General features: G+C 57.0%; 23 protein-coding genes. 10 read left to right on the forward strand and 13 right to left on the reverse strand.

What is annotated here, in order from left to right; genetic code table 11:
- Window positions 1-16: 16 nt before the first annotated feature.
- The 10 genes from KUF54_RS08470 to KUF54_RS08515 all read right to left on the reverse strand — a co-directional run bounded on the left by KUF54_RS08470 (window position 17) and on the right by KUF54_RS08515 (window position 12349).
- Complete coding sequence (locus KUF54_RS08470) at window positions 17-1192, reverse strand: acetyl-CoA C-acyltransferase (RefSeq protein ID WP_219346179.1); 1176 nt, start codon at window positions 1190-1192, stop codon at window positions 17-19.
- Window positions 1193-1352: 160 nt separating this feature from the next.
- A complete protein-coding gene (locus tag KUF54_RS08475) occupies window positions 1353-3452 on the reverse strand; it encodes a 3-hydroxyacyl-CoA dehydrogenase NAD-binding domain-containing protein (RefSeq protein ID WP_219346180.1) in 2100 nt (699 codons plus the stop codon).
- A gap of 235 nt (window positions 3453-3687) precedes the next feature.
- On the reverse strand, window positions 3688-4389 hold the full coding sequence (locus KUF54_RS08480; RefSeq protein ID WP_219346181.1) for an ABC transporter ATP-binding protein: 702 nt from the start codon (window positions 4387-4389) through the stop codon (window positions 3688-3690).
- 1 nt (window position 4390) lies between these two features.
- Window positions 4391-5227 (reverse strand): ABC transporter ATP-binding protein, encoded by an 837-nt coding sequence (locus tag KUF54_RS08485; RefSeq protein ID WP_219346182.1) that lies wholly within the window; start codon window positions 5225-5227, stop codon window positions 4391-4393.
- A 3-nt stretch (window positions 5228-5230) separates the two neighbouring features.
- Complete coding sequence (locus KUF54_RS08490; RefSeq protein ID WP_219346183.1) at window positions 5231-6607, reverse strand: branched-chain amino acid ABC transporter permease; 1377 nt, start codon at window positions 6605-6607, stop codon at window positions 5231-5233.
- A gap of 3 nt (window positions 6608-6610) precedes the next feature.
- Complete coding sequence (locus KUF54_RS08495; protein WP_219346333.1) at window positions 6611-7564, reverse strand: branched-chain amino acid ABC transporter permease; 954 nt, start codon at window positions 7562-7564, stop codon at window positions 6611-6613.
- 333 nt (window positions 7565-7897) lie between these two features.
- Window positions 7898-9133: a branched-chain amino acid ABC transporter substrate-binding protein gene (locus KUF54_RS08500; RefSeq protein ID WP_219346184.1), complete on the reverse strand. Its 1236-nt coding sequence runs from the start codon at window positions 9131-9133 to the stop codon at window positions 7898-7900.
- Window positions 9134-9336: 203 nt separating this feature from the next.
- A complete protein-coding gene (locus KUF54_RS08505; protein ID WP_219346185.1) occupies window positions 9337-10377 on the reverse strand; it encodes a DUF4123 domain-containing protein in 1041 nt (346 codons plus the stop codon).
- A complete protein-coding gene (locus tag KUF54_RS08510) occupies window positions 10374-10628 on the reverse strand; it encodes a hypothetical protein (RefSeq protein WP_219346186.1) in 255 nt (84 codons plus the stop codon). Before KUF54_RS08510 ends, KUF54_RS08505 begins: the two co-directional genes overlap by 4 nt.
- A 95-nt stretch (window positions 10629-10723) precedes the next feature.
- Entirely contained in the window at window positions 10724-12349 is a 1626-nt protein-coding gene (locus tag KUF54_RS08515) for a 3-(methylthio)propionyl-CoA ligase (RefSeq protein ID WP_219346187.1), read from the reverse strand.
- A 230-nt stretch (window positions 12350-12579) separates the two neighbouring features.
- Here KUF54_RS08515 and KUF54_RS08520 point away from each other — a divergent pair, with 230 nt between their 5' ends.
- The 5 genes from KUF54_RS08520 to KUF54_RS08540 all read left to right on the forward strand — a co-directional run bounded on the left by KUF54_RS08520 (window position 12580) and on the right by KUF54_RS08540 (window position 16442).
- Window positions 12580-14103: a YdiU family protein gene (locus KUF54_RS08520; protein WP_219346188.1), complete on the forward strand. Its 1524-nt coding sequence runs from the start codon at window positions 12580-12582 to the stop codon at window positions 14101-14103.
- Window positions 14100-14516, forward strand: coding sequence for a peptide-methionine (R)-S-oxide reductase MsrB (gene msrB / locus KUF54_RS08525; protein WP_219346189.1), 417 nt, complete (start codon window positions 14100-14102; stop codon window positions 14514-14516). The genes KUF54_RS08520 and msrB overlap by 4 nt, the downstream gene beginning before the upstream one ends.
- Window positions 14517-14734: 218 nt before the next feature.
- The gene (locus KUF54_RS08530; RefSeq protein WP_219346190.1) at window positions 14735-15316 is read left to right on the forward strand and encodes a septation protein A; all 582 of its coding nucleotides are present in this window, start codon (window positions 14735-14737) and stop codon (window positions 15314-15316) included.
- Window positions 15313-15579: a BolA family transcriptional regulator gene (locus KUF54_RS08535; RefSeq protein ID WP_219346191.1), complete on the forward strand. Its 267-nt coding sequence runs from the start codon at window positions 15313-15315 to the stop codon at window positions 15577-15579. Before KUF54_RS08530 ends, KUF54_RS08535 begins: the two co-directional genes overlap by 4 nt.
- 71 nt (window positions 15580-15650) lie before the next feature.
- The gene (locus KUF54_RS08540) at window positions 15651-16442 is read left to right on the forward strand and encodes a peptidylprolyl isomerase (RefSeq protein ID WP_370627596.1); all 792 of its coding nucleotides are present in this window, start codon (window positions 15651-15653) and stop codon (window positions 16440-16442) included.
- An 86-nt stretch (window positions 16443-16528) separates the two neighbouring features.
- Here the strand turns inward: KUF54_RS08540 and KUF54_RS08545 are convergent, their stop codons facing one another.
- From KUF54_RS08545 to KUF54_RS08555, 3 genes are read right to left on the reverse strand one after another with little or no spacing between them, the layout of a single operon-like run.
- Window positions 16529-17497, reverse strand: coding sequence for a hypothetical protein (locus KUF54_RS08545; protein WP_219346192.1), 969 nt, complete (start codon window positions 17495-17497; stop codon window positions 16529-16531).
- On the reverse strand, window positions 17494-18081 hold the full coding sequence (locus KUF54_RS08550) for a sigma-70 family RNA polymerase sigma factor (protein WP_219346193.1): 588 nt from the start codon (window positions 18079-18081) through the stop codon (window positions 17494-17496). Before KUF54_RS08550 ends, KUF54_RS08545 begins: the two co-directional genes overlap by 4 nt.
- A 56-nt stretch (window positions 18082-18137) precedes the next feature.
- Complete coding sequence (locus KUF54_RS08555) at window positions 18138-19052, reverse strand: hypothetical protein (protein WP_255576400.1); 915 nt, start codon at window positions 19050-19052, stop codon at window positions 18138-18140.
- A 385-nt stretch (window positions 19053-19437) separates the two neighbouring features.
- Here KUF54_RS08555 and KUF54_RS08560 point away from each other — a divergent pair, with 385 nt between their 5' ends.
- From KUF54_RS08560 to KUF54_RS08580, 5 genes are all read left to right on the forward strand, one after another.
- A complete protein-coding gene (locus KUF54_RS08560; RefSeq protein ID WP_219346194.1) occupies window positions 19438-20730 on the forward strand; it encodes a cytosine permease in 1293 nt (430 codons plus the stop codon).
- Between the two features lie 489 nt (window positions 20731-21219).
- The gene (locus tag KUF54_RS08565) at window positions 21220-22110 is read left to right on the forward strand and encodes an SDR family NAD(P)-dependent oxidoreductase (protein WP_255576401.1); all 891 of its coding nucleotides are present in this window, start codon (window positions 21220-21222) and stop codon (window positions 22108-22110) included.
- 55 nt (window positions 22111-22165) lie between these two features.
- Window positions 22166-23377 carry a Rieske 2Fe-2S domain-containing protein gene (locus KUF54_RS08570; RefSeq protein ID WP_219346195.1) on the forward strand — a complete coding sequence of 404 codons (1212 nt, stop codon included), beginning with the start codon at window positions 22166-22168 and terminating at the stop codon, window positions 23375-23377.
- Between the two features lie 81 nt (window positions 23378-23458).
- A complete protein-coding gene (locus KUF54_RS08575; protein WP_255576402.1) occupies window positions 23459-24637 on the forward strand; it encodes an acyl-CoA dehydrogenase family protein in 1179 nt (392 codons plus the stop codon).
- An 11-nt stretch (window positions 24638-24648) separates the two neighbouring features.
- Window positions 24649-25785, forward strand: a complete 1137-nt coding sequence (locus KUF54_RS08580; RefSeq protein WP_219346196.1) for a CaiB/BaiF CoA-transferase family protein — start codon at window positions 24649-24651, stop codon at window positions 25783-25785.
- The last annotated feature ends 15 nt before the right edge of the window (window positions 25786-25800 follow it).

The following is a 25800-nucleotide window of genomic DNA, read 5'->3' on the forward strand; positions in this document are numbered from 1 at the left end:
CCTTAAGTCAGCAGGCTTACAGGACTTCAAACACGCCCGCTGCACCCATGCCTCCGCCAATGCACATAGTCACGCACACGCGCTTGGCGCCGCGTCGCTTGCCTTCAATCAGAGCGTGGCCCGTCAGACGCTGACCCGAGACGCCATAAGGGTGACCCACAGCAATCGCGCCGCCGTTGACGTTGAGCCTCTCGGGTGGAATGCCCAGCTTGTCGCGGCAGTAGATTACCTGCACGGCAAAGGCTTCGTTGAGTTCCCACAGGTCAATATCGTTGATGGACAAGCCCAGCTTTTTAAGCACCTTGGGGATGGCATAGATGGGGCCAATGCCCATCTCGTCAGGCTCGCAACCGGCCACAGCAAAGCCCAGAAAACGGCCCAGAGGCTTGAGCCCCTTGCGCGATGCATAGGCTTCGCTGACCACGGCGCAGGCGCCGGCGCCGTCAGAGAACTGGCTGGCGTTGCCTGCCGTAATTACCCCGCCCGGCAGCGCGCTGCGCAGGCCGCTGATGCCTTCCTTGGTCGTGCCGTCGCGAATGCCTTCATCCTGGCTGACAGTCACTTCCTTGGTGATCATGCCGCGCACCTTGTCGACCACGCCCATCACCGTCTTCATGGGAGCAATTTCGGCTTCAAACAAACCGGCGGCCTGCGCAGCGGCGGCTTTCTGCTGGCTGGATGCGCCGTACTCATCCTGCGCATCGCGGCTAATGTTGTAACGCTTGGCAACCTGCTCGGCCGTCTGCAGCATGCTCCAGTAAATCTCTGGCTTCATGGCGGTCAGCTCGGGGTCAAACGCCATGTGCGGGTTCAGATGGGGCTGCACACAGGAGATGCTCTCCAGACCACCGGCCACCAGCACATCGTTTTCGCCCGCGATGATGCGCTGGGCCGCCAGTGCGATTGACTGCAGACCTGAGGAGCAAAAACGGTTGATGGTCATGCCGGACGTCGTCACCGGCAGGCCTGCGCGCACGGCGATCAGGCGGGCAACGTTGGCGCCGGTCGTGCCTTCTGGCAGCGACATGCCCATGATTACGTCTTCCACTTCAGCGCTCTCAATGCCTGCACGCTCCACAGCAGCCTTGACCGCGTGGGCACCCAAGGTCGGGCCGTAAGTCATGTTGAACGAGCCCTTCCAGCTTTTGGCCAGCGGGGTACGGGCGGTAGAAACAATCACTGCGGATGTCATGTTCTGTCCTTTGATTCTGGGTATTGCTTGGAATCAAGCCTTTCACACAGACCAGCAAAAACGAAAAAATTTGCGTTTGAGACGAGGCGCTAAGCCGCAGGCAGTACAAAAGGTACGACAAGGCTTGGCAACGACGTATCAAGGGCTGTGTGAATGGCGCTTAGCTGAACTGTTTGCCTTCGGCGGCCAATCGGGCCAGCAATGGCGCAGGCTGCCAGAACTTGGCATCGTCATGGGGGTTCTGGGCAAAGCGGCCCATGGCTTGCATCACGTTGAACAAGCCCACTTCGCCGGCGTAATGCATGGGGCCACCTCGCCACAGCGGGAAGCCGTAGCCAGTCAGGTAGACCATGTCGATATCGCCGGACTTGCCTGCAATACCTTCTTCCAGAATATGCGCGCCCTCATTGACGAGCGCGAACACCAGTCGCTGCACAATTTCTTCGTCTGAAATCTTGCGCGGCGTAATTCCCAAGCTTTTGCGATGCTCGTCCACCATTTTTGTCACCACATCGGAGACCAGCGCATCGCGCTTGCCGGGCACGTAGTCATACCAGCCTGCGCCGGTCTTCTGACCAAAGCGACCCAACTCGCACAAGCGGTCTGCACTGGCGCTGTACTTCATGTCCGGCTTTTCTTGATAGCGGCGCTTGCGAATCGCCCAGCCAATGTCGTTACCGGCCAGATCGCCCATGCGAAACGGCCCCATGGCAAAGCCAAATTTTTCAACCGCTTTATCGATCTGCTGCGGCGATGCGCCTTCGTCCAGCAAAAAGCCCGCTTGGCGCGAATACTGCTCAATCATGCGGTTGCCGATAAAGCCGTCGCAGACGCCGGACACCACAGCCGTCTTCTTGATCTTCTTGCCCACCTTCATCACCGTGGCCAGCACATCCTTGGCCGTGGCCTTGCCGCGCACTACTTCGAGCAGCTTCATGACGTTGGCGGGGCTGAAAAAATGCATGCCCACCACGTCTTGCGGGCGCTTGGTGAAAGCGGCAATTTTGTCTACATCCAGCGTGGAGGTGTTGGAGGCCAGAATCGCTCCGGGCTTGGCCACCGCATCCAGCTGTTTGAACACAGTTTCTTTAACGCCTAACTCTTCAAACACGGCTTCGATGATCAGATCGCAGTCTTTGAGGTCTTCATAGGACAGCGTGGTGCTCAGCAGCGCCATGCGCTGGGCGTATTTATCTTCTTTCAGCTTGCCCTTTTTGACCTGTGCTTCGTAGTTCTTCTTGATGGTGGCGACGCCACGATCCAACGCTTCTTGCTTGGTCTCCAAAATTTTGACGGGCACACCTGCATTCAAGAAATTCATGGCGATGCCGCCGCCCATGGTGCCCGCACCAATCACGCCCACTGCCTTGATGTCTCGCACCGGAGTGTCAGAGGGTACATCGGCAATTTTTGACGCAGCGCGCTCGGCCATGAACAAATGGCGCAGCGAGCGGGACTCGGGCGTCATCATCAGTTGCATAAAGGCTTCGCTCTCAGCGGCCATGCCATCTTCAAACTTTTTGGTGGTGGCGTTCTTCACGGCCTCCAAGCAGCGCATGGGCGCTGGGAAGTTCTTGGACATGCCCTGCACCATGGTGGCGGCAAACTCAAAGTAAGCCTCTCCCTGCGGGTGCTTGCAAGGCAGGTCACGCACACGCGGCAGGGGGCGCACATCGGCCACTTCCAGTGCAAAGGCTTTGGCCTCGGCCATCAAGGTCTCAGTCGACGATGCCATCTTGTTGAATAGCTTCTGGCCGGGCTGCATGGCCAGCATATCGCTCATCACGGTCTCGCCGCTGACGATCATGTTCAGCGCGGGCTCAACACCTAAAGCGCGCGGTAGGCGTTGCGTGCCACCAGCGCCGGGCAGCAGACCCAGCTTCACCTCAGGCAACGCTACAGCCGTGCCTGGCGCTGCAATGCGGTAATGGCAGCCCAGCGACAGCTCAAGCCCACCGCCCATGCAAACTGAGTGGATAGCGGCAACCACCGGCTTTGGAGATTCATCAAACAGCTTGATCAGTGACAGCAAATGCGGCTCGCTGTAGGCCTCTTCCTTGCCAAACTCGGTAATGTCCGCGCCACCGGAGAAGGCCTTGCCCGCTCCGGTAATCACAATGGCTTTCACAGCCTCGTTGGCCAGTGCCTTCTGCAATCCCTCAACCACACTGCGGCGTGTGGACAAGCCCAGGCCATTGACTGGCGGGTTGTTCAAGGTAATGACGGCGATGGCTCCGTCCACTTTGTATTCAGCAGTCATGCTGTTGTCCCCTGTTCGATAAATATAAAAGAACGGTCGTGCGTTTTTATTGTCCGATTTTTGCTGCATTGCGCAACTGATGTTTGTCCTGAGCGAGACAGCCTCCTGATCCGCAATGACTGGCGCCTCCTCCCTTAGAGATGCCAAGCAAGAGCCGCCTCGCGGCGAGGGCATCGTCCCCTCCCGCAAAGCGAGAGAGGGGGGATCGGCAAAGCCGCTCAGGGGGTGTCTCGTGTCAAACCTCTAGCCACTCTTTGCGAATCTTCTCATTAGCTCGCAAGGTATCGGGTGTGCCATCAAACACGATGTGACCGTGCCCCATGACCAAAGCCCGGTCTGAGATATTCATGGCGATGGTTAGCTTTTGCTCAATCAGCAGTACAGACACACCCCGGTCCTTGATCTTCTTGAGGTACTCGCCCACCAGCTCCACAATCTTTGGCGCCAGCCCTTCAGTGGGCTCATCGATGATGATGAGGTCGGGGTCGCCCATCAGCGTGCGGCACAGGGTCAGCATCTGCTGCTCTCCGCCCGACATCACTCCCGCCTCCGTGTGCTGGCGCTCCTTCAGGCGCGGGAACATGGCATACATATCGTCAAAACCCCAGCGGCTACTCTTGCTTTGATGCTTTGATTTTTGGCCCAGCATCAGGTTTTGGTGCACCGTAAGGCTAGAAAACACATCCCGGCTTTCAGGCACATAGCCAATACCTAAGTGAGCGACCTCATAGGCTTTTTTGCCTTTCAGGTTCTTGCCCTTCCAGTTCAGAGCGCCTTCCCAATGCACCAAGCCCATGATGGCTTTTGCCGTGGTGGAGCGACCCGAGCCATTGCGCCCCAGCAATGCCACAATCTCGCCCGCATTGACCTCAAAATCCACGCCATGCAGCACATGGCTTTTGCCGTAATAGGCATGTAAGTCATTAATTTTCAACATCTCAATGCCCTCCCGCCTGTTGATCTGCCACGGAAGATCCGAGATAGGCTTCTTGAACGCGTGGGTTAGCGCGTACCGCTTCAGGCGTATCAAAGGCAATTACCTCGCCATAGACCACCACGGCAATTTTGTCCGCCAGCCCAAACACCACGCCCATGTCATGCTCTACTGTTAATAGCGTTTTTCCTTCCGTCACCTTCTTGATGAGCTGGATGAAATGAGCGGTTTCGCTATTGCTCATGCCGGCTGTAGGTTCATCGAGCAAGATAACGCTGGCGCCACCGCCGATGGTGATGCCAATCTCCAGCGCACGCTGCTCGGCATAGGTCAGGTTTACGGCCAGAGTGTCGCGCTTGCGGTGCAGGCCAATCATTTCCATCAGCTCATTGGCACGCGCATTGGCGTCATGCAAATTGGAGAGAAAACGCCAAAAGCTGTAGCGATAACCCAAGCTCCAGAGCACGCTGCAGCGCAGGTTTTCAAACACCGACAACTTGGGGAAAATGTTGGTGATCTGAAAGCTGCGCGACAAGCCCATGCGGTTGACCTCGAATGGCTTTTTGCCGTCAATGCGCTGGCCATGCAGCAATATGTCTCCGCTGCTGGGTTCAAAACGGCCGCTAATCAGATTAAACAGCGTGCTCTTGCCCGCACCATTCGGGCCAATGATGGCGATGCGCTCACCGGCGTTCACAGCCAAATTAGCGCCGCGAATGATTTCAGTCTTGCCAAAGTTCTTGCGCAGCTCTCGCAGTTCCAGCGCATAGGGCTTGCCTGCAGACTGACTTGCTTGCGCAGTCGTTTGTGAAGTTGGTTGATGAATGGCAATGCTGGACATGGCTCAACCCTCCCCTTTTTTAATGCTTTCTTCTATCGCTTCTTGCACCTGCCCCCAGCGGCGTGCCGTGATGCGCCGTGCGGTCTCCAACAAGCCCAGCCCCACCACAAAAACCACAATCGCCACAGCCCATGTCGCGGCAGCACTGGTGTCCAGCTGCGCCCCCATTAATGGCACCTTGGGGCCTTGCGCGGCGTTGAGTTGTATGTGATAGATCATCTCAACCAGCGAAGCCGCACCCACCAAGGTCATCACCGCTGCAAGCAATACGCCCAGATAAGGCTTTATCAAGCGCTTGAAATGCCCAAACTTGGCCACGCGCAAATTCATCATGATCAGGCTCGCCACACCGCCAGGCGCATACATCACCATGAGCAAAAAGACCAGGCCCAGATACAGCAGCCAGGCCTTGGTCAGCTCAGACAGCAGCACTGACGCCAGCACCAGCAGCACCGCGCCAATAATGGGGCCGAAGAAGAAGGTAGCGCCGCCCAAGAAGGTGAAGAGCAGATAGCCGCCGGAGCGCACCACGCTGACGCTATCCATAGCCGTGATAATCTCAAAATTGATAGCAGTCAACCCGCCCCCAATACCGGCGAAGAAGCCCGCAATGATGAAAGCGAAGTAGCGCACGCGCTGGGTGTTGTAGCCCACAAACTCCACGCGCTCGGGGTTGTCGCGCACGGCGTTGAGCATGCGCCCCAAGGGCGTGCCGGTGAAGGCGAACATGGCTGCCGTGCAGACAAAGCAGTAGGCCGCAATCAGGTAGTAAACCTGCAGGCCAGAACCAAAATCCAGCCCAAAGAACTTGCTGTAGACGCGGTCCGTGGTGATGCCACCCTCACCGCCAAAGAACTCGGGGAACATCAGTGCCATGGATGCCACTAGCTCCCCAAGCCCCATGGTGATCATGGCAAAGGTGGTGCCCGATTTTTTGGTGGTCACATAGCCAAACATGGCGGCAAAAAACACCCCACCCAGCCCGCCGATGATGGGAATCAACACCAGAGGAATCGGCCACTCGCCACCACTGGCCTTGTTGATGGCATGAATGGCAATGAAGGATCCCAAACCGGTATACACCGCATGACCAAAGCTCAGCATGCCGCCCTGCCCCAGCAAGATGTTGTATGACAAGCAGATGATGATGAGATAGCCCATCTGGCTGAGCATGGTCAGCGCCAGCGAGCTGGTGAAGATCATGGGAGCCACGATCAAGGCCAGCGCAAACAGGCTCCAGATCAGAATGCGGCCAATGTTCAGGGGTTTAAAGCGGTAATAGCGCTGATCATTGGCCTGTTTCTTCGCTTGATCCTTGGAATTTTCGACATCAGAATCATTCATGGAATTTTTCGCGTCATTTTTTGCTATCGATGACATGGCTCAATCTCCTCTTGTGCCCAATAGGCCCTTGGGGCGGAAGATGAGAATCAACACCAAAAACAGGTAGGGCAAGATGGGCGCGATTTGCGACACCGTCAGTCGCAGCACGGGCCAGCCAAAGGTGGCTTCATTGACCTGCTGCCCCATGGAAATAAACAGCCCCGCCAGCGACCAGTCCAGCGCCACGGCAAAGGTTTGCAGCACGCCAATCAGCAGCGAGGCGACAAAGGCACCGGCCAGCGATCCCATGCCACCCACAACTACCACCACAAAGATGATGGAACCCACAGATGCGGCCATGGCCGGCTCAGTCACGTAGGTGTTACCGCCCAGCACCCCCGCCAAGCCAGCCAGCGCGCAACCGCCGCCAAACACCATCATGAAAACGCGGGGCACGTTGTGACCCAACGCTTCAACCATGTCAGGGTTCTTGAGCGCGGCTTGAATCACCAAACCAATGCGCGTGCGAGTCAGCAGCAGCCAGACGGCCAGCAGCATCAGCAGCGCCACCAGCATCACAAACGAGCGCGACTTGGGGAACTGCGTGCCGTACAGCGTGAACAGCGGGCCTTGCAACGCAGGCGGCAGCGCATAAGGCACGGTGCCCCGGCCCCAGACCAGTTGCACCACTTCCAAAATCAAGTAAGACAGGCCAAAGGTGATGAGTAGCTCTGGCACATGGCCGTATTTGTGCACGCGGCGCAAGCAAAAACGCTCAAAAAGCGCACCCAGCCCGCCGACCAGCACAGGACAAATCAGCAGCGCAGGCCAAAAACCCACGATGCCGCTGAGCGTGTATGCAAAGTACGCGCCCAGCATGTAAAAACTGGCGTGGGCAAAGTTGAGCACGCCCATCATGCTGAAAATCAAAGTCAGGCCCGAGCTAAGCATGAAGAGCAGCAGCCCGTAACTCACGCCGTTGAGCATGGAGATGGTGAAAAATTCAGGCGTCATCAGCATGCCTTTTTCTCAAAATTCAACCATTGCATCGCTGTCTCCTTGCATTGTTTTGAGCCAATGACGCCAATCTATCGCCCTGCAGACTTTTGCCTTTGAGGGAAAGCCTTAGCAGCTATCACGCAGGCGACTTTGAGGCTCACTTTTCAGCGGTTGCCGACACTTGAGTGACAGATGAGGTGAAAAATGCTGCGACTTATGCAGTTTCATAGGCAGCTATATGTCCAGCCACATGTGCTGTAACTTAGGCAAACAACAAAAACAGTCGCCCAAAAACAGAGATGAAAAAGGGTGCCGCTTGGGCACCCTTGACTGCTCTACCTATCGAGCTTAAGAAGGTCGCTTCATCTCGCAGCTGGTGGGCGTGCTGGCCACATAGGGCTCGTAGTACTTCACAGGTACAAAGGTGTAGCCCGTGTTTTCAGAATCCGTGGGGTACTTACCACCCGCTTTTTCCCAGCGCGCGATATACAGGCCTTGCTGCAACTGGTGGTCGCTTTTGCGCATCTCAACATCACCGTTGTAGTTCTTGAACTTCATACCCTCCATGGTTGCGGCGATCTTGACGGGCTCCGTCGTCTTGGCCTTGGCAAAGGCCTGATCCAGCATCGTCAGCCCCGTGTATAGGCTGCCGGTATACATATCCTCATTGACCTTGGCCTTGAAGCCCTTGACGATTTTGTCCATCACCCCGGGCATGTTCAGGTGACCATAGCCCACCATATAAACCTTGCCCGCAGCTGCTGCGCCCATGGCTGTGGGTGCGCCCGTCGCAATGCCATAGTAGGTGTAGAACTTGACGTTGTTCAGCCCCGCATCATTGGCGGCTTTGATGAGCAGCGCCAAGTCAGAGCCCCAGTTGCCGGTAATCACCGTATCCGCACCCGACTGCTTGATCTTGGCCACATAGGGTGCAAAGTCTCGCACCTGCGCCAGTGGCGAGAAGTCATCGCCCACAACTTCCACATCAGGGCGCTTGCGCTTGAGCATCTCCTTGGCGTACTTGGATACCTGCTGACCATGGGCGTAGTTCTGGTTAATCAGGTAGACCTTTTTAACCTCGGGCACGTCCTTCATATACGTGGTCAGCGCTTCCATCTTCATCGAGGTATCGGCATCCAAACGGAAGTGCCAGTAGCTGCATTTGCTGTTGGTGAGGTCAGGGTCAACCGCGGCGTAGTTCAGGAAAATGACCTCTTTGCCCTTGTTGCGCGCATTGTGCTTTTCCAGCGCATCCATGATGGCCAGCGCCGGGCCTGAGCCATTGCCCTGAAACACATAGCGCACGCCTTGGTCCATAGCAGAGCGCAGCGCGGCCGTGGTCTCTTGTGGGCTCAGTTTGTTGTCAATACCAATGACTTCGAACTTCACCCCTGAAGTGTTGGATTTGTTGATCTCTTCGGCCACGTACTGCAGGCTTTTGAGCTGATTGGAGCCCAGCGCGGCCATCAGGCCTGAGAGTGGGTCAATCCAAGCGACCTTTACGGTCTCGCCTTTTTGCGCCATCGCACTGCCTGCGCACGCCAGGATCACCGATGCTGTCAAAGCCTTGTATGCAAACTTCATAGAGCGTCTCCATTGGTGTTTATGAGCAATGGGCAGACTAAGCGGCAAGCTCTCGGTTGCCGCTTGGGGGTTGCCCTAGCGCATATCACTTTGGCGACTTTGGAGCGATTGTGATGACCAGAGTCATCACAAACAAGCTGCATGCGCATACAAATAAAGCGCTACAAGCCTTTTTCTTTCAACAACATGGCAAAAACCAATAGTTATCGCGGCAGTTGGTTTTCCGTCAAAGGCAGGCCGTTGGCAGCCATCAGCACCTGCGGTTCAGCCAGGTCCTTGCCATCCAGCTTTGGGGCGACCTCATCCATGAAATTGTCAAAGCTCAGCTTTCGCGCCTTTACCTTTGCCAGCAGCTCTGCCACTTCAGGTATTTGATCAACACGCGCACCACCGATCAAAGCCAGACACAGATAGTTCAGCAGATCACGCGTCCCTGTGAGCCCATAACGGCGAGCAAAAACCAGTTGCTGGCGCACGAACCAATGCATGGCCAGCGGCGGCAGCTTGTCTCGCAGATGTACCTGATTCAGATTGACAAAATAAATCAGCAGATCGGGCACATTGCCCTGCACCAGCGCCTCGACTTGCGCGGCGCTGAGTTGCAGCGGCAACGGCAACGGCATGGACATCGAGGCGGAGAGTTCGGTAAAGTCACTGACCGCATATTCATGCAAGCGACCTGATCGGCTCCAGCACCACCAGCGCGCAATCGGGCCCAGCAAGGCGCGGCTTTGCGCGGATTTCAGCACGGGCTCGATACGGCTTTGGGTATCCAGATCTCTCTGCCCCAGCAGAACTGCCAGCACCGCAGGGTCCCAAAAAGCCAGATAACTGCTGTCCTTGTCCGGCATTTTCGGGTCCATAGCGCGGCGCAGGTGGGCTATCAGCACAGCCATCTCGCACTCGCTTGCCAGCAACGTCGCACAGGGGCTGGCCTGCACCACATCAAGCACAGCATTCAACAAATCTTGTTGCGGCTTCTTCAATGACTGACCGTGGCGCCCCAAGTGCACCAGCCAGGGACTGACCTTGCCCTCCTTGGTGCTGCGCGTGAATGCGAACAAGGCCTCTGCTCCGCTTTCAGGCACCAGCGCCAGCAAGTCCCGCTTCTGGGCAGCATCCAGCAGCAAATACAGCTGCAAAGGTTTGTCTGAGAATTTTCCAGAGGACTTGATCTGCGACCACCGCTGCGGCCAGGTCTGGCGCGCCGGCTTCATCTCATGCCAAGTTTGTACTTTGCTCATGACAGCTCCTTGTTCACAAAAGGAGAGCGCTGCTGGGCGCGACGCGCAAGGCATTCCATGCAAACCGTACGCGGCGCAACCACACTGCCAGCCTGAGCAGCAGCCTCGGATGTACAAGCTGCGGCAGGCCCAGCTATCGCACCCAGCCCACCGAGTAAACCGGCTCCAATAAGATGGCGGCGCAGCAGGCCCGAAACAGGCTCTTCACAGGATTCGCAAGAACAGGCAGGCGGCGGCTGAACACGGTGCATGGCAAGAGCCCAAAAACGAAACGGCCATCATCGCATGATGATAGCCGGGTTTTGTGGGGCTCTATGTCCCTGAAAATCAGCGAATAAGAGGCGGTTTAAGACGTAGGCAGCTTGTAGTCCTTGAGTTCCTCACGCAGGCGCGTCTTGAGCATCTTGCCTGTGGCACCAATCGGGATGGCTTGCACAAACACCACATCATCGGGAATTTGCCACTTGGCGCTCTTGCCCTCATAAAACTGCAGCAGCTCTTCACGTGTGACTTCGAAGCCCGGTTTTTTGACTACAGCAACAATCGGGCGCTCATCCCACTTAGGGTGCGGCATGCCAATGCAGGCGGCCATGGCAATGGCGGGGTGAGCCATTGCAATGTTTTCAATGTCAATGGAGCTAATCCACTCGCCGCCGGACTTGATCACATCCTTGCTGCGGTCGGTAATCTGCATATAGCCATCTGCATCAATCGTGGCCACGTCACCTGTTGGGAACCAGCCATCCACCAGGGGGCTGGCGCTACCTTTGTAATAGCTGTCCACAATCCACGGACCGCGCACGAGCAAGTCTCCATAACTCTTGCCATCCCAAGGCTGCTCGGCTCCAGCCTCGTTGACGATCTTCATATCCACACCAAAAATAGCGCGGCCCTGCTTTTGGCGAATCTTCATCTGCTCATCTTTGGGCAGCGCCAGATGCTTGTTTTTGAGCGTGGACAAGGTACCCAGCGGGCTCATCTCGGTCATGCCCCAAGCGTGCAAAACCTCCACGCCGTAGTCTTCTTGAAATGCCTCAATCATGGCTGGCGGGCAAGCCGATCCACCAATCACCGTGCGCTTGAGTTTGGAAAAGCGCAAGTCGCCCGGCTTCATATAACTGAGCAGCATCTGCCACACCGTGGGCACGCCAGCGGCAAAAGTCACACCCTGCGATTCAATCAACTCGTAAACCGATTTGCCATCCAGCGCCGGGCCGGGAAAGACCAGCTTGCAGCCCGTAAGCGCTGCAGAATATGGCAGCCCCCAGGCATTGACATGGAACATGGGTACGACCGGCAGCACCGAGTCGCGGGCCGACAAGCACATTACATCGGGCAGCGAGGCCGCATAAGCGTGCAAAACACTAGAGCGTTGGCTGTAGAGCACAGACTTGGGGTTGCCCGTGGTGCCACTGGTGTAGCACATGCTGGACGCCGTGTTCTCGTTCAACTGCGGCCAGTTGTATTGATCAGATTTACCTGCAATCCAAGTCTCGTAGCTCACCAGCCCTGCAATGCCACTGTCTGTGGGCAGCTTATCCGCATCGCACAGCACCACCCATTGTTTGACCTGCGGGCACTTGGCGTGCACGGCCACAATCAGGGGCAAAAAGCTCAAATCAAAACAAAGTGCTTTGTCCTCGGCGTGGTTCACAATCCACGCAATCTGCTCAGGGTGCAGGCGCGGATTGATGGTGTGCAGCACGCGACCTGAGCCGCTGACGCCAAAGTACATCTCCATATGGCGGTAACCGTTCCACGCCAGACTGGCCACCCGCTCACCCTGCGCCAAGCCAAGGCCGTCCAGCGCATTGGCCAACTGGCGCGCACGGCCCGCCATGTCTTTGTAGGTGTAGCTGTGGATGTCGCCCTCTACGCGGCGGGAGACAATTTCCCCGTCGCTATGGTTGCGGGCTGCAAACTCAAGCAGGGAAGAAATCAGCAGTGGCTGGTTTTGCATCAAACCCAACATTGGCGTGTCTCCTAAATAGCGTTGTAGTGATAGCAAATCATCCTATCGCGGGCTTTCTCGCCGTCATCAGCAGGACTGTCACCAATGCGTAACGTCAGCGACGTTTAGCTCTAAGGTCTCTATGAGGGATGCCAGCAGCCCTAGGGAAAAACCTAGGCAGTCGCGACCGAGCAAGCCCGTCGACAACCCTGCAAGCTCTGGCCTTGCTACGGCTCAAGCAAAATGACTGCATGAACGAATCCCTTGCCCCGCAATGGCGCAAGCTGGGCCACTTTGAAGCTTTAGGCCCGGCTTTTTTCACCTACCTCCAGCCCACGCCCGTACCAGCTGCGCACTGGATCGCCACCAGCGCCAGCACCGCTCAATGGATGGGGCTGAACCCCGAATGGCTGCAAACCAGCGATGCCCTGCAAATGCTCAGCGGCAATGCGGCAACTGACGGCCACAAGCCGCTGGCCAGCGTCTATAGCGGCCACCAGTTCGGCGTGTGGGCCGGCCAGCTGGGCGACGGCCGCGCCATCATGCTGGGCGAGACCGAACAAGGCTTTGAAGTCCAACTCAAAGGCGCAGGCCGCACGCCCTATTCACGCGGCGGTGATGGCCGTGCCGTGCTGCGCTCATCGATTCGAGAGTTTTTGTGCAGCGAGGCGATGGCGGCACTTGGCATTCCGACGACCCGAGCCTTGGCGCTAACGGGCTCGCCCTTGTCGGTAGCGCGCGAGACCATGGAAACTGCGGCCATCGTTACCCGCGTGGCTCCCAGTTTTGTGCGCTTTGGCCACTTCGAGCATTTCGCTGCCCGCGACATGAAGTCTGAGCTCAAAGCGCTGGCAGATATGGTCATCGACCAGCACTACCCTGAATGCCGCACAGCTGCGGCGCTTGAAGGCAATGCCTACGCCAACTTTTTACAGGCGGTGAGCGAGCGCACCGCCCGACTGCTGGCCCAGTGGCAGGCCGTGGGCTTTTGCCACGGGGTGATGAACACCGACAACATGAGCATTTTGGGCCTGACGATTGACTACGGCCCGTTCCAGTTTTTGGATGCGTTTGACCCCGGCCATATCTGCAACCACAGCGACAACCAAGGCCGTTACGCCTTTAACCGCCAGCCTCAGGTCGCGTACTGGAATCTGTATTGCCTAGGCCAAGCCCTGCTACCATTGATTGGCGATGAAGAGCTGACGATTGCAGCGCTTGAGTCGTACAAAACCGTCTTCCCCGCCGCTTACGCCACGCAAATGCTGCGCAAGCTGGGACTGCCAGATGATGCGGCTGGTACAGCCCCCGAACAAAGCCGCTTTGCCCTGCTGGTCAACCCGCTGCTGCAGCTACTGGCTGATAACAAGGTGGACTACACCATCTTCTTCACGCGCCTGACGCAAGCCGTGCAGCAGGCACACAATGCAAACATCAACTTCGAGCCGCTGCGGGACATTATTTTGGACCGCGCCGCATTCGATGCCTGGGCGCTCACTTATTCAGAGCATCTAACGCAGACAGATCAAAGACTGGCGGCTGATTTGATGCAAAAATCCAACCCCCGTTTCGTGCTGCGCAACCACCTGGGCGAGACCGTCATTCGCGCCGCACAAGGAAAAGTTCAAGGGCAAGAACAAGGTGGCGACTTTGCGCCGGTGCAGCAACTGCTGGCCGTGCTACAAGCACCCTATGACTCGCACCCAGCTCATGCAGACTGGGCCGACTTTCCGCCCGACTGGGCGACCTCTATTGAAATAAGCTGTTCATCATGAGTTTTCCCATCCAAAAGTCCGATGCCCAATGGCAAGCCCTGCTGCAAGAAAAAGGCGCCGAGCCTGCGGCATTTCAGGTCACCCGCCATGCGGCCACGGAGCGCCCTTTTACTGGCAAGTACGAGAAGTTCTGGGCTGATGGCAGCTACCACTGCGTTTGCTGCGGCAACAAGCTGTTTGACTCGCACACCAAGTTTGACGCGGGCTGCGGCTGGCCCAGCTTTGATGAGGCGGTGCCCGGCTCCATCACCAATATCGAGGACCGCACTCACGGCATGCTGCGCGTAGAAACCGTGTGCAGCGGCTGCGGCGCGCATCTGGGCCATGTCTTTCCTGACGGCCCCACCGACACCGGCCTGCGCTACTGCATGAACTCCGCCTCGCTGGATTTTCACAACGAGCATCAAAAATAAGAGCTAACAGTCCTTGATCTGCAAGGACTAGCGCTTTTTGTAGCTTGAATTGCAGATCCCTTGATGGCTCTTAGTTTTGATAGCTAAAACCTCCCATCAGACAAGCCTTTGACGCAGGTATGACCTGCTCTTTAGTGCATGATGACTTTTTACCTCTGCGCCGGGAACCTTGCTGGGTCCGCGCAGTCTGAAACACCAGAACCACTGATATTTCGCGCATGAAGCTGCTGATTGATTTCTTCCCCATCATCTTGTTTTTCGTGGCCTTCAAGGTCTGGGGCATTTACGCCGCCACGGGCGTCGCTATTGTGGCCACCATTGCGCAAATCGTATATCTGCGCTTTAAAAACGGCAAGGTCGAGCCCATGCAGTGGGTCAGCCTCGGCGTGATCGTGCTGTTTGGCGGCGCCACACTGCTGGCCCACGATGAAAACTTCATCAAATGGAAGCCCACGGTGCTGTACTGGCTCATGGGCGCGGCTTTGCTGCTGGGTCAGTTGATCTTTAAAAAGAACCTGCTGCGCTCCGTCATGGGTGCGCAGCTGCAACTGCCTGATGCCGTCTGGCTCAAGCTGAACTTGGCATGGTCGGCCTTTTTTGCCGCCATGGGCGCACTCAACCTCTGGGTGGCCTACAACTTTGATACTGACGATTGGGTCAACTTCAAGCTGTTTGGCGGCATGGGCCTGATGTTTGTCTTTGTGATTGCGCAAGCCATCTACATGAGCCGCTACCTGCCGCAAGACGCCGCCAAAGGCAGCGCACCAAACGACGCTGAAGCCAAGGACAAGCAGCCATGAGCGTGAGCATCACCGCCCCAGCAATGGACGCCGCTTTGCGTCTGCGCCTGCAGCCCAGCGCGCTTGAAGTCATCGACGAAAGCTACCAGCACGCTGGCCATGTGGGTGCCGATGACAGCGGCGTAGGCACCCACTTTCGCATCCGCATTGCCTGCCCCGCTTTTGACGGCAAAAGCCGCGTAGCGCGTCATCGCCTTGTGTATGATGCACTGCAAGATTTCATTGACCAGGGCGTACACGCCATCGCCATTGAAGTTTTATGACAGCAGGCTCCGCAATGCGGAGCCTGTTGCATATGGGCAGACTTAATTCACTTTTCTCAATCCAGACTCGAATGAGCATGAATCAAAAGCAAATGGCCCGCCTCGTGGGCGCAGCAGTTTTGGGCTTCGCCGCCCTGTCCGCATCGGCACAAAATGTGGCTATCGTCAATGGCAAGGCCGTCCCCATGGCCCGCGTCAACGCACTGAAGGCCCAGATCGAAGCCAGCGGCCAGCCCATCGCCCCTGAGATGGACAAGATGATCAAGGACGAAGTCATCGCCCGCGAAATCTTCATGCAAGAAGCCAGCCGCCGCGGCCTGATGAGCTCTGACTCGTACAAGCAGCAAATGGAAATGGCACGCCAAACCGTGCTGATCCGCGCGCTGTTTGATGACTTCCAAAAGACAAACCCAGTGACCGACGCCGAAGCCAAGGCCGAATACGACAAGTTCGTAGAAGCTAATGGCGGCAAAGAATTCAAGGCCAGCCACATTCTGGTGGAGTCCGAAGACCGCGCCAAAGCCATCATTGCTGAAGTGAAATCTGGCAAGAGCTTTGAAGCCATCGCCAAGAAAGAATCCAAGGACCCCGGATCGGGTGCCCGCGGTGGCGATCTGGATTGGGCAAACCCCAACAACTACGTGCCTGAGTTCACCGAAGCGCTGATCAAGCTCAAAAAAGGCGAGTTGACTGCTGCTCCTGTGAAGAGCCAGTTTGGCTGGCACATCATCCGCATGGATGACGAGCGCCAAGCCGAGATGCCCAAGTTTGAAGACGTCAAGCCCCAAATCTCGCAACAGCTGCAGCAAACCAAAGTGCAAGCGTTCCAAGACAGCCTGCGCAAAAACGCCAAAATTCAATAATATGGATTCAAGCCAGTTCTTCAAAGACTGGCTAGACCACTACCGAAGCCCGCTCATGCGGGCTTTTTTGTGCTTATTTTTTGCGCTTATTGCACGGGCTGTGCGATGCCTTCAGCAGCCTCAGGCACAGATGCCGGTTTGTCTTGGCGCAATTCATGGGCCTTGCGCGGGCGGCAGCTCGCAGCTTTGGAAGCCGATGAACTGTCATCTATTTGCACCTTTTTAGCATCGCCCTTTCCATTTCCATTTGTTTTGGCATTTTTGAGCGGCACATCATCCGTCAACGGGCAAAGAGGCAAGCTTGCTTGAGCTTCAAGATTCTGCGACGGCGCTACCTCTTCAAGGGCAATCGACTTGTTCTTCACGATGTCTTTCGTGATTGATGCTGAGTCACTTTTCGCATTTTTTTGCGCCAACTCAGCATGAGGGGCTCGCGCTTTGGCGCTAGTGGCCGCTCTCTCTGAACGTTCTTGCAACCGATCAGTACTGCCCTCAAGCATGGGCGCGGACGCTTCCATATCGATAGCAGCAGGTGCTTTATCTTCCTGCACTTGCGCTCGATTCTCCTTCAATTTTGAGACGCTTTTCTCTTGTCGCGCGGCCTTATTGGCAGCGGGTGGAGCTTTAGCTATCGCTGCATGTTCATGGGTCAAGCTTGGCGTGGAAGGAGTGTCAGCTGCGTCAGGTACAGCTGCTTCTACCGCCTCATTAGCAGTGCTATTTTGAGCCTGCGCTGCCGATGGCTTTGGCTGCTCGCCAATGCCTTTATCTGTTCCATCCCACCACGCGGCGTGCTGCAGCATCAGCAAGCCGACCAGCCCCACAGCGGCCAAACCGCCCAGCGCATGGCGCAGCCAAAAGCGATCGTTGGCGGCCGCCTGGCTTGGTGATTTGGCATTTTCTTTGGATGCGAAGGCCACTCGCTGCCTGGCACGCTCCAGTATGGCGGCGCTGCTTTGCGCGCTGGGGCCTCGGTCATCGGCCGCAGTTTGTAGGTACAACTCGCGCAGCGCATCGGGCTTGCTGACTTTTTCTGGTTTGGGGGTGATGCTCATACCAACTCCTCCAGCGCAGCACGCAGTTTGGCACGCGCATAGCGCAGGCGGCTTTTTGCCGTTTCTTCGGCCACATCGGTGGCCTGTGCAATCTCGGCCACGGTCATGTCTGCCTCAACTTGCATTAAAAAACACTCGCGCTGCTCAGCAGGCAGTTGCGCCAGCGCGGCCAGCAAGGCCTGCGCCATGAGCTGGCGATCGAGTTGGTGATCAGGCTCAAAGCCTGAGGCGGCAAACAAACTGTCGGCCAGACGAAGGGCTTCTTCAGTGTCTGCCGACAGACTGATGCCGCGCCGCTGCCTGCGCCAGTGATCGACCAGCCGGTGATGCGCCATGGTGAAAAGCCAAGTCGTGAATTTGCTGCGCACTTGATAGCTAGCGGCGCTATCTACCACGGCAAACCACAGGTCTTGGGCCAAGTCATCGGCCAGCGCCCCATCGCCCGTGCTGCGATAAAAGTAGCGCCACATGCGCAGCTTATGCCGGCTGTAGAGCTGCTCAAACGCTGCAGCCTGCCCTGCTGCATAGCTTTGCATCAGGACTTCATCGAGCACAGAAGGTGGCGCCAGCGGCTGTTCAGACATGTCCGAGATTATGCAAATTTCGCAGACATGCCCCCAAGCTTTTAATTCAGCAGATCTTAGTTACGGGGTGGATCAGGCACAAAGCCGTTATCAGCGGGGAAAGGGCTGGGCGATCGGGTGACTGGTGGGCGCGGACGTGGCTCACGAATCACACCCTTGGCAACCAGGTTTTCATAGCTGTCGTAGCGAATGCGTACGACGCGGCGGGGGCTGCGGGTGTCGGCCTCAAACTCTGTTTGGCTGACCTGAGAATTCTCTACCGCGCCATGGCCTGTGCCCAGCGAAGGGGTAGCTGCGGGCGCTCGCTTGGCTGTGCTGCTCTTATTGGCCGCATTCGGAGCAGCTTCATCGGCAGCCACGGCAGAAGAGTCCGCCCTCGCCTTGGCCGTCGATTGGGATTCATAAATCGGGCCCTCATAAGCCACGGGCTCAGGCAATTTCTCACGGTACAGCGCCACACCAATCACGCCCACATCCTTAGGGCGGCCCGTACGGCTGGCGTAAGACATATCGCTTTGCGAAAAATAAAAAGCCGCCACGCTCTCGTTGCTTTTTCGCCAACCTGTCACGTCATAGCTATCTGCCGCACTCAGCACATAGCCGTTCTCAGCACGCGAGCTGGCAGTTTTGCCGTTGACGGCATTAACACCATCGACGCTGACCACCGCCATGATGCGGCGATCCTCCAGACTGCGAACGCGCACCGCATAGTTAGCGCCGGGGCGGCCCGCGACCCAGAGTTCGCCCTCAAAAGCATAAAGCGGCAGCACACGGCCAGTGGCTCGTTCGACGATGCTGACATCAGCCACCCCGAGGCGCTCATTGCCACGCATCCGCGCACTGGCACCACCGACACTGGTGGCGAGCACGGCGCAAATCAGGCCAGCGCGCAGCAAACAACTGCGAGTGATGGAAGCGTTGGTGGCTACTGAGATGGGACGGGCGAGCTTGGCAGTTTGATCAGAGAACATGAGCGTTATCTCCTGAAATTTCAGTTACGACAGACTTGTCATGTACTTAAACGCAGCAGCCGCGCCAACGGGGTTAAACGCTGCGCCCTTTAGTTGCAAGTATTTGCAACAACACTTTGTGATGTGGCACGACGAAATGACGCGCTTGTCTGGCACAATCGCGCTCGCTAGGGGTGTCCTGACGACGATGAGTCAGGGCTGAGAGAGTCCCTTTGAACCTGATTGCGCAAGCGGCCGCTTCTTATGACCGCTTGCCCGAGATCATCCTCGCGCAGGGAAGCTGTCCAAGGTGTTATGCCGCGGCACGTTACTGATACACGATTGCTTTAGTAGCGCACTGCGTAACCCATGCGGCCCCTGCTTCGTTTTTTCTGGCGGAGCATCCATGAATTCATCTTCCTCAACACCGGCCAATCAGGCCTTGGCCCCCGTGGCCGCGCAAGACCGCGTCTTCGTCTGGCGCGACCATGCGGCGCTATGGTTCAGTCTGGGCGTGGGCCTGCTGGTTATGCAAATGGGCTCTTACCTGATGCCCGCACTCAGCCCTGTACAAGCAATGGTGGCTATTGCCATCGGCTCCGTTATCGGGGCAGGTTTGCTGGGCTGGGTAGGCAAGCTGGGCTGCGACAGCGGCCTTTCCAGCGCAGGGCTGATGCACAGCGTTTACGGCCGCAACTTTGCGCGCCTGCCGATTTTTCTGAACATCATTCAGTTGCTGGGCTGGGGCAGCTTTGAGCTGGTGATCATGCGCGACGCCACTGTGGCGCTGGGCCAGCAAAGCGGCGGCATGATGGCGGCGTACTGGCCTTGGCTGGCCACACTGATTTGGGGCAGCGTGATCTTGCTGCTGATGAGCGGATCCATGACCACACTGGTGCGCCGGGTCATCTCGCGCGTGGCCCTGCCCTTGGTCATTTTGTCGCTGCTCTGGCTGAGCTGGCAGTTTCTCAGCATGGCCAGCGCCACCGGCTTTGCCGCTCTGATGAGCCGTGAAGGCACGGGCGCAATGAGTATGTTGAGCGCCGTTGATCTGGTCATTGCCATGCCCATTAGCTGGCTGCCGTTAGTCGCCGATTACGCCCGCCACGGCAAGAGCGGCAAAGCAGCGCTTAGCGGTGCATGGACTGGTTATGCGCTGGCCAATATCTGGTGCTATTCACTCGGTGTGCTGGTGGTGTTGACGCTGCCCAGCAAAGACTTAGTCACCGCCTTGCTGCTGGCCCAAGGCGGGCTGATTGCGCTGTCGCTCATCTTGATTGACGAAGTGGACAACGCCTATGGCGATGCGTATTCGGGCGCCATGTCCGCTCACAGCCTGCTGCCGCGCTGGAGCATTCGCCGCTGGGGCCTGCTGATGACCATACTGTGTACAGCCCTAGCCATGGTGCTGCCCATGCACAGCCTGGAGCCATTTTTGCTGCTGCTCAGCTCCTGCTTTGTGCCACTGTTTGGTGTGATGCTGGGTCGCCTGGCCTTTGGCACGAACGCTGTAGAACTCATGCGCAACGCCCCAGCCGTGCGTTGGGATGCCGTGAGCATATGGCTGCTGGGCATTGCCTTTTATCACTTGCTGCCCTATGCCAGCACCGCAATGGGCTCGGCCCTGCCCACCTTGTTTCTGACGTTTGCCTTGGCCTTAGTCACACGAGCGCAACCAGCAATTACTAACGCACGCTAAATACATCAAAACCATAGCTGCATGTGCTTGATTAACAGGCACATGCAGCTTTTTTTATTCAAATTTCATCTGCTTAGAGCAGCTTAGTTTTCAGATATTTAACGAGTCAGATCTTGAATCACGCTGGTTTACGTGATGCATGAGGTGAACGATACGCAAACGATAGGTTGCCAGCACATACGCCGGTAAATACGTCAACACGCAGCCTTTGTGCAACGAAATGCGGCTTTCTCCGGATACGGGCTATTGGGCGAAAGGGTATGGAGAGTCTGGAGCCGCCCTTAAACGGCGGCAGTGACTTAAGTGCGCTTGGAATTTAAAAAAGCTTGTTTCCAACGGAATTTATGCAACAACGACCACTATTTACCCGATTCATTCATTTTTTGCATATCAGTCTCTGAGCTTTTCATCTTGTTATTAGCCTGTCAGATTTAGAGAATCCAACCCAGACTTCCCTACTAGCTACTAATAACTCAAGAGATCAGTGCCATGGACAGACTTAAAGACAAGGTCGCGATTGTGTTTGGGGCAGGCCCCAATATTGGAGGCACGATTGCTCACTTCCTGGCCCGCGAAGGTGCCAAGGTGTGCGTGACCGATGTGAGCGAAGCAGCAGCCAATGACACTGTTAACTTCCTCAAGGAACGTGGTCTGGAGGCTTTTGCAGTGGTGGCAAATGCCCGCCTAGATGCTGACGTCAAGCGCGTAGTCGATGAAACCATGGCCCGCTATGGTCGCTTGGACATCTCAGTGAACATGGCAGGTCGCGTGCACTGGAGCCACGTCATGGACATGCAGCATGACGACTGGGATGACTCTGTCGCCAGTTTCGCCACCGCCGGCCTCATCACCACTCAGCACTGCGCACGCGCCATGATGCAATCTGGCGATGGCGGCAGCATGATTCACATTCTGTCTACCGCAGCACACTTCGGTGAAGCCGATGGCGCAGCCTACTGCTCGGCCAAGGCAGGCCTGCTGAGCTTTGTACGCTCCTCCGCGCTCGACCTCGCCCACCTTGGCATTCGCGTCAACAGCGTCACCCCCTGCTCGATGGAGCACCAGTTGTGGGGAACGATGCGCGACGAAATGTTCGACCCCGAATGGAAGGCGCCAGAGCGCAAGGGCTTTTACTCGCGTCAAGAGTACCTCGATCAAATGCCTTTGCGCCGCTTCCCCCGCGCATCGGACTTGGCTTGGGCCACGGTGTTCTTGGCCTCCGATGAGTCCTCTTGCATGACCGGCTCAGACATGGCTGTAGACGGTGGTCTGCGCCACAAGTACCCCACTTGGACCCCTGGCCGCCACTACCCCTGGACATCAAGGACTACGCGCGCTCCATCAACTGGACCAAGTTTGGTGAACCACAAGGTCCGCTGACCGACTTGATGGGCGAACCCGTCTGATATTGCTACCCCACGTAGGAGACAAAAAAATGAGCCAACTCGATGAACGCCGCCTGGCGCGCGCAGCACAATTCAACCGACTCACCGAAGTGGGTCCCGATAAAGACATGGGGCGCTTGCTGCGCAAGTTCTGGCAGCCCGTCGCACTGAGCGAGAGCGTGGAAGTTGGCGCAGCCATTCCACTGAAAATCTTGCACGAAGAGCTGACGCTGTATCGCGGCGCCAGCGGCAAACTGCATCTGGTCGGTGGCCGCTGCGCGCACCGCCGCACCCTGCTGCATACAGGCTGGGTCGATGGCGAGCAAATTCGCTGCATCTATCACGGCTGGCAATTTGACAGCACTGGCGCATGCGTTAACCGCCCCGCAGAAGCAGATACCGGCATGCCCCGCACCAAGATTGCAGGCTACCCCGTGACCGAGTACCAAGGTCTTGTCTTTGCTTACTTGGGCGAAGGTGAAGCCCCTACCTTTGATTTGCCACGCAAGCTTTTGACCGAGCGCGAAGGCGCAACGGTTGCTAACGGTATGGAGCGCTGGGACAACAACTGGTTCCAGCAAGTGGAAAACTCCATGGATGCCGTGCACGTCAGCTTTGTGCACATGGCTTTGACCGTGGGCGCATTCGGCAAGGCCGTGACCTCTGGCATTCCAGAGCTGAGCTACGAAGAAACTCCTTCGGGCATTCGACAAACCGCACGTCGCACCAATAACAACGTGCGTCAAAGCGACTGGACATTCCCCAACAACAACCACATCACCGTGCCAGGCCTTCAGCCAGAAGATCCATGGCTGGATGTGTTTGTGTGGATGACTCCTAACGACGATCTGAACACCACCCGCTTCATGATCTACAGCCTGCCTCCCGAAGCCAACGAAGCCTCGCGCATGCGCTTCAAAGCTTACTTTGCCAAGTACGGCAAGTACGACCCGGCTGACCATCATGACGAGCTGTTCAGCTCCCGCGTTTGGAAGAACCCGGATGACACCTTCGTGGGCCTGACTGCGGCGCAGGATTACCTGTCCATCCGCGGTCAAGAACGCGTGACCAAGCGAGAAGACGAAATTCTGGGTCGCTCGGACCTGGGCATCGTCACGCTGCGCAAGCTGTTCTGGCGCGAGCTCGATCTCGTCAACAGCGGCCAGCCCATCAAGGACTGGAAGGCTCTGGACGTGCCAATGGAGCTGCCACACCAGCCAGGTGATGAAAGCGAAAAGGCCCCTGCACTGGCTAATGCCTAACGCTTGTTAGCACCTCAAACCCCGGCCCATCACGCCGGGGTTTGCACGTTTGTACTTTGCCCCCTGTTTCTAAAGTCTGGTATGTCGATGTTTGAGCTGACCCCCCACGAAGTACTCCCCGAAGAGCTAATCATGTTCCGCGACTCTGTTCGCAAGTTTGTCGAAAAAGAGCTGTTCCCCCTCGAACACAAGCTTGACTCGGCAGGCTTACTGGATGATGCCACCGCGCAACAAGTTCGCGAACGCGCCAAAGCCGCCGGACTTTGGCTGCTGGATGTACCCGAAGAAATTGGCGGCCTAGGCCTATCCATGTTGCCTCTGACCGTTTTTTGGGAAGAAGTCGGCCGCAGCACCGTAGCCTCATGGGTTCGTGATCATGGTCTGTTTGGCCCCATGGTCGGCCCCATCTTGCTAGGTCTCAATGAGGCTCAACGCCAAGAGTATCTCTACCCCGTTGTAGAAGGCCGCAAGCGCTTTTGTTTCGCACAGACAGAGCCCGATGCTGGCTCCGACCCAGGTGCCATGCGCACACGAGCGATCAAGACAGAAACAGGCTATCGCCTCAACGGTGTCAAGCGCTACATCACGCGTGCTGCTAAAGCAGACTTTGCCCTCATCATGGCCGTGACCGACCCTGAAAAAGGCGCACGCGGAGGCATCTCATGCTTCATCGTTGACATGAAGGCACCCGGCGTCACGCTGGCCAGCTCAGAAAAAACAATGATGGGCGACTCTCCGTGCGAGATCGCGCTGGTCGATGTGGACATCCCGTTTGAAAACCTGGTGGGTGTCGAAGGCAAGGGTTTTGCTCTGGCGCAAGGCTACATCAACCACGGCCGCATCCGCCAAGGCGCCCATACCTTGGGCGCTGCCGAGCGCTGCTTGGGCATGACCGCCAGCTACGCCTGCCAGCGCAAGACCTTTGGCGAGCCCCTGTCTGAGCGCCAAGGCGTTCAGTGGATGCTTGCTGACGGCTTCACCGAAGTTTATGCAACGCGCCTGATGGTCTATGACGCAGCGCGCAAGGTGGAAGCGGGCATCGACGCCAAGCTTGAAACTTTCATGATCAAGACTTACGGCGTCGAAGTGGGCTTTCGCGTGATCGACACCTGCATGCAGCTGCACGGCGGCATGGGCTTGACGCAAGACACACCTATCGAGCGCTTCTGGCGTGATCTGCGCAGCTACCGCATCACAGAAGGCCCCACCGAAGTGCTGCGCACCACGCTGGCCCGTCAAATCCTGAAAAACTTTGCCTGAGAGAAGACCCCATGAAAGACGCATTGCAAGGTATTTTGGTCATTGAACTGGGCACCGTGCTGACAGCGCCACTTGCCGGCATGATGCTCGCCGACCTGGGCGCTCGAGTTATCAAAGTGGAGCACCCTGAAGGAGGCGATCCCTTTCGCCGCCATGCAGGCAAGCTCTACAGCCCCCACTTTGCGGCCTACAACCGCAACAAAGAAAGTATTCAGCTGGATTTGCAGTCTGAATCCGGCAAGGCCGATCTGACCAAGCTGATTCAACGTGCCGATGTCCTGCTAGACAACTTCCGCGCAGGCGTACTCCCTCGCCTCGGCTTTAGCGATGAAGTATTGAAAAAGCTCAACCCCCGTTTGGTTCACTGCTCCATCACCGGCTTCGGTGCAGAAGGCCCCTACAAAGATCGCCCCTGCTATGACGCTGTAGCGCTGGCCATTAGCGGTCTGGCCAGTCAGAAACTGGACCCTGAGAACCCCGTCCTCAACGGCCCCTCACTTTCTGACAACATCACCGGCATGTACGCCGCCTACGGCATTCTGGGTGCTCTGCATGGGCGTGAGCGCACTGGCGAAGGCGCACGCGTTGAAGTCAACATGTTGGAAGCCTCCATCGCATTCTCGCCCGAAGGCTTTTCGCAATTCACACGTCTGGGCGTCACCCCCACCCCCATGTCACGCGTGGCCATTTCTCAGTCTTATGCATTCCGCTGCGCTGATGACCGCTTGCTGGCAATTCACCTGTCATCGGTGGAAAAGTTCTGGCTTGCCTTTGTCAACGCCTTGGCTCACCCAGAACTACTGGAAGACGAACGCTTCAAAACCCCGGCTCTGCGTACCCAGCACTACGCATTAATCTCCGAATTAGTGAGCCAGATCTTTGCCCAGCACCCCTATGCAGAGTGGGAAAAACGCCTGACGCAAGCAGACGTGCCCTTTGCACCGGTCAAGAGCGTGCCTGAAGTCATGCAAGACCCACAAGTGCAGCAACTGCAGCCCTTCTACACCATTCAACACCCAGAGCACGGCGAGCTAACTGCAATTCACCGCCCCGTAAAAATCGGCGGCCAGCGCGGCCCATCAGAGCTTGCAGCTCCCGTTCTTGGCGAGCACTCCGCAGCCATTCGCCAAGAATTCGCGCTGTCCTAAAGCGGCTTGCCTCAC

It is taken from the genome of Comamonas sp. Y33R10-2, assembly GCF_019355935.1.
Taxonomy (GTDB): Bacteria; Pseudomonadota; Gammaproteobacteria; order Burkholderiales; family Burkholderiaceae_C; genus Comamonas.

Coding starts and splice junctions, on each gene's coding strand:
- KUF54_RS08560 (WP_219346194.1), top strand. CDS start 19,438: ATGAATTCATCTTCCTCAACACCGGCCAATCAGGCCTTGGCCCCCGTG.
- KUF54_RS08480 (WP_219346181.1), bottom strand. CDS start 4,389: ATGTTGAAAATTAATGACTTACATGCCTATTACGGCAAAAGCCATGTG.
- msrB (WP_219346189.1), top strand. CDS start 14,100: ATGAGTTTTCCCATCCAAAAGTCCGATGCCCAATGGCAAGCCCTGCTG.
- KUF54_RS08475 (WP_219346180.1), bottom strand. CDS start 3,452: ATGACTGCTGAATACAAAGTGGACGGAGCCATCGCCGTCATTACCTTG.
- KUF54_RS08470 (WP_219346179.1), bottom strand. CDS start 1,192: ATGACATCCGCAGTGATTGTTTCTACCGCCCGTACCCCGCTGGCCAAA.
- KUF54_RS08540 (WP_370627596.1), top strand. CDS start 15,651: ATGAGCATGAATCAAAAGCAAATGGCCCGCCTCGTGGGCGCAGCAGTT.
- KUF54_RS08580 (WP_219346196.1), top strand. CDS start 24,649: ATGAAAGACGCATTGCAAGGTATTTTGGTCATTGAACTGGGCACCGTG.
- KUF54_RS08520 (WP_219346188.1), top strand. CDS start 12,580: ATGAACGAATCCCTTGCCCCGCAATGGCGCAAGCTGGGCCACTTTGAA.
- KUF54_RS08550 (WP_219346193.1), bottom strand. CDS start 18,081: ATGTCTGAACAGCCGCTGGCGCCACCTTCTGTGCTCGATGAAGTCCTG.
- KUF54_RS08530 (WP_219346190.1), top strand. CDS start 14,735: ATGAAGCTGCTGATTGATTTCTTCCCCATCATCTTGTTTTTCGTGGCC.
- KUF54_RS08490 (WP_219346183.1), bottom strand. CDS start 6,607: ATGTCATCGATAGCAAAAAATGACGCGAAAAATTCCATGAATGATTCT.
- KUF54_RS08565 (WP_255576401.1), top strand. CDS start 21,220: ATGGACAGACTTAAAGACAAGGTCGCGATTGTGTTTGGGGCAGGCCCC.
- KUF54_RS08500 (WP_219346184.1), bottom strand. CDS start 9,133: ATGAAGTTTGCATACAAGGCTTTGACAGCATCGGTGATCCTGGCGTGC.
- KUF54_RS08545 (WP_219346192.1), bottom strand. CDS start 17,497: ATGAGCATCACCCCCAAACCAGAAAAAGTCAGCAAGCCCGATGCGCTG.
- KUF54_RS08535 (WP_219346191.1), top strand. CDS start 15,313: ATGAGCGTGAGCATCACCGCCCCAGCAATGGACGCCGCTTTGCGTCTG.
- KUF54_RS08575 (WP_255576402.1), top strand. CDS start 23,459: ATGTCGATGTTTGAGCTGACCCCCCACGAAGTACTCCCCGAAGAGCTA.
- KUF54_RS08555 (WP_255576400.1), bottom strand. CDS start 19,052: ATGTTCTCTGATCAAACTGCCAAGCTCGCCCGTCCCATCTCAGTAGCC.
- KUF54_RS08505 (WP_219346185.1), bottom strand. CDS start 10,377: ATGAGCAAAGTACAAACTTGGCATGAGATGAAGCCGGCGCGCCAGACC.
- KUF54_RS08485 (WP_219346182.1), bottom strand. CDS start 5,227: ATGTCCAGCATTGCCATTCATCAACCAACTTCACAAACGACTGCGCAA.
- KUF54_RS08495 (WP_219346333.1), bottom strand. CDS start 7,564: ATGACGCCTGAATTTTTCACCATCTCCATGCTCAACGGCGTGAGTTAC.
- KUF54_RS08515 (WP_219346187.1), bottom strand. CDS start 12,349: ATGTTGGGTTTGATGCAAAACCAGCCACTGCTGATTTCTTCCCTGCTT.
- KUF54_RS08510 (WP_219346186.1), bottom strand. CDS start 10,628: ATGCACCGTGTTCAGCCGCCGCCTGCCTGTTCTTGCGAATCCTGTGAA.
- KUF54_RS08570 (WP_219346195.1), top strand. CDS start 22,166: ATGAGCCAACTCGATGAACGCCGCCTGGCGCGCGCAGCACAATTCAAC.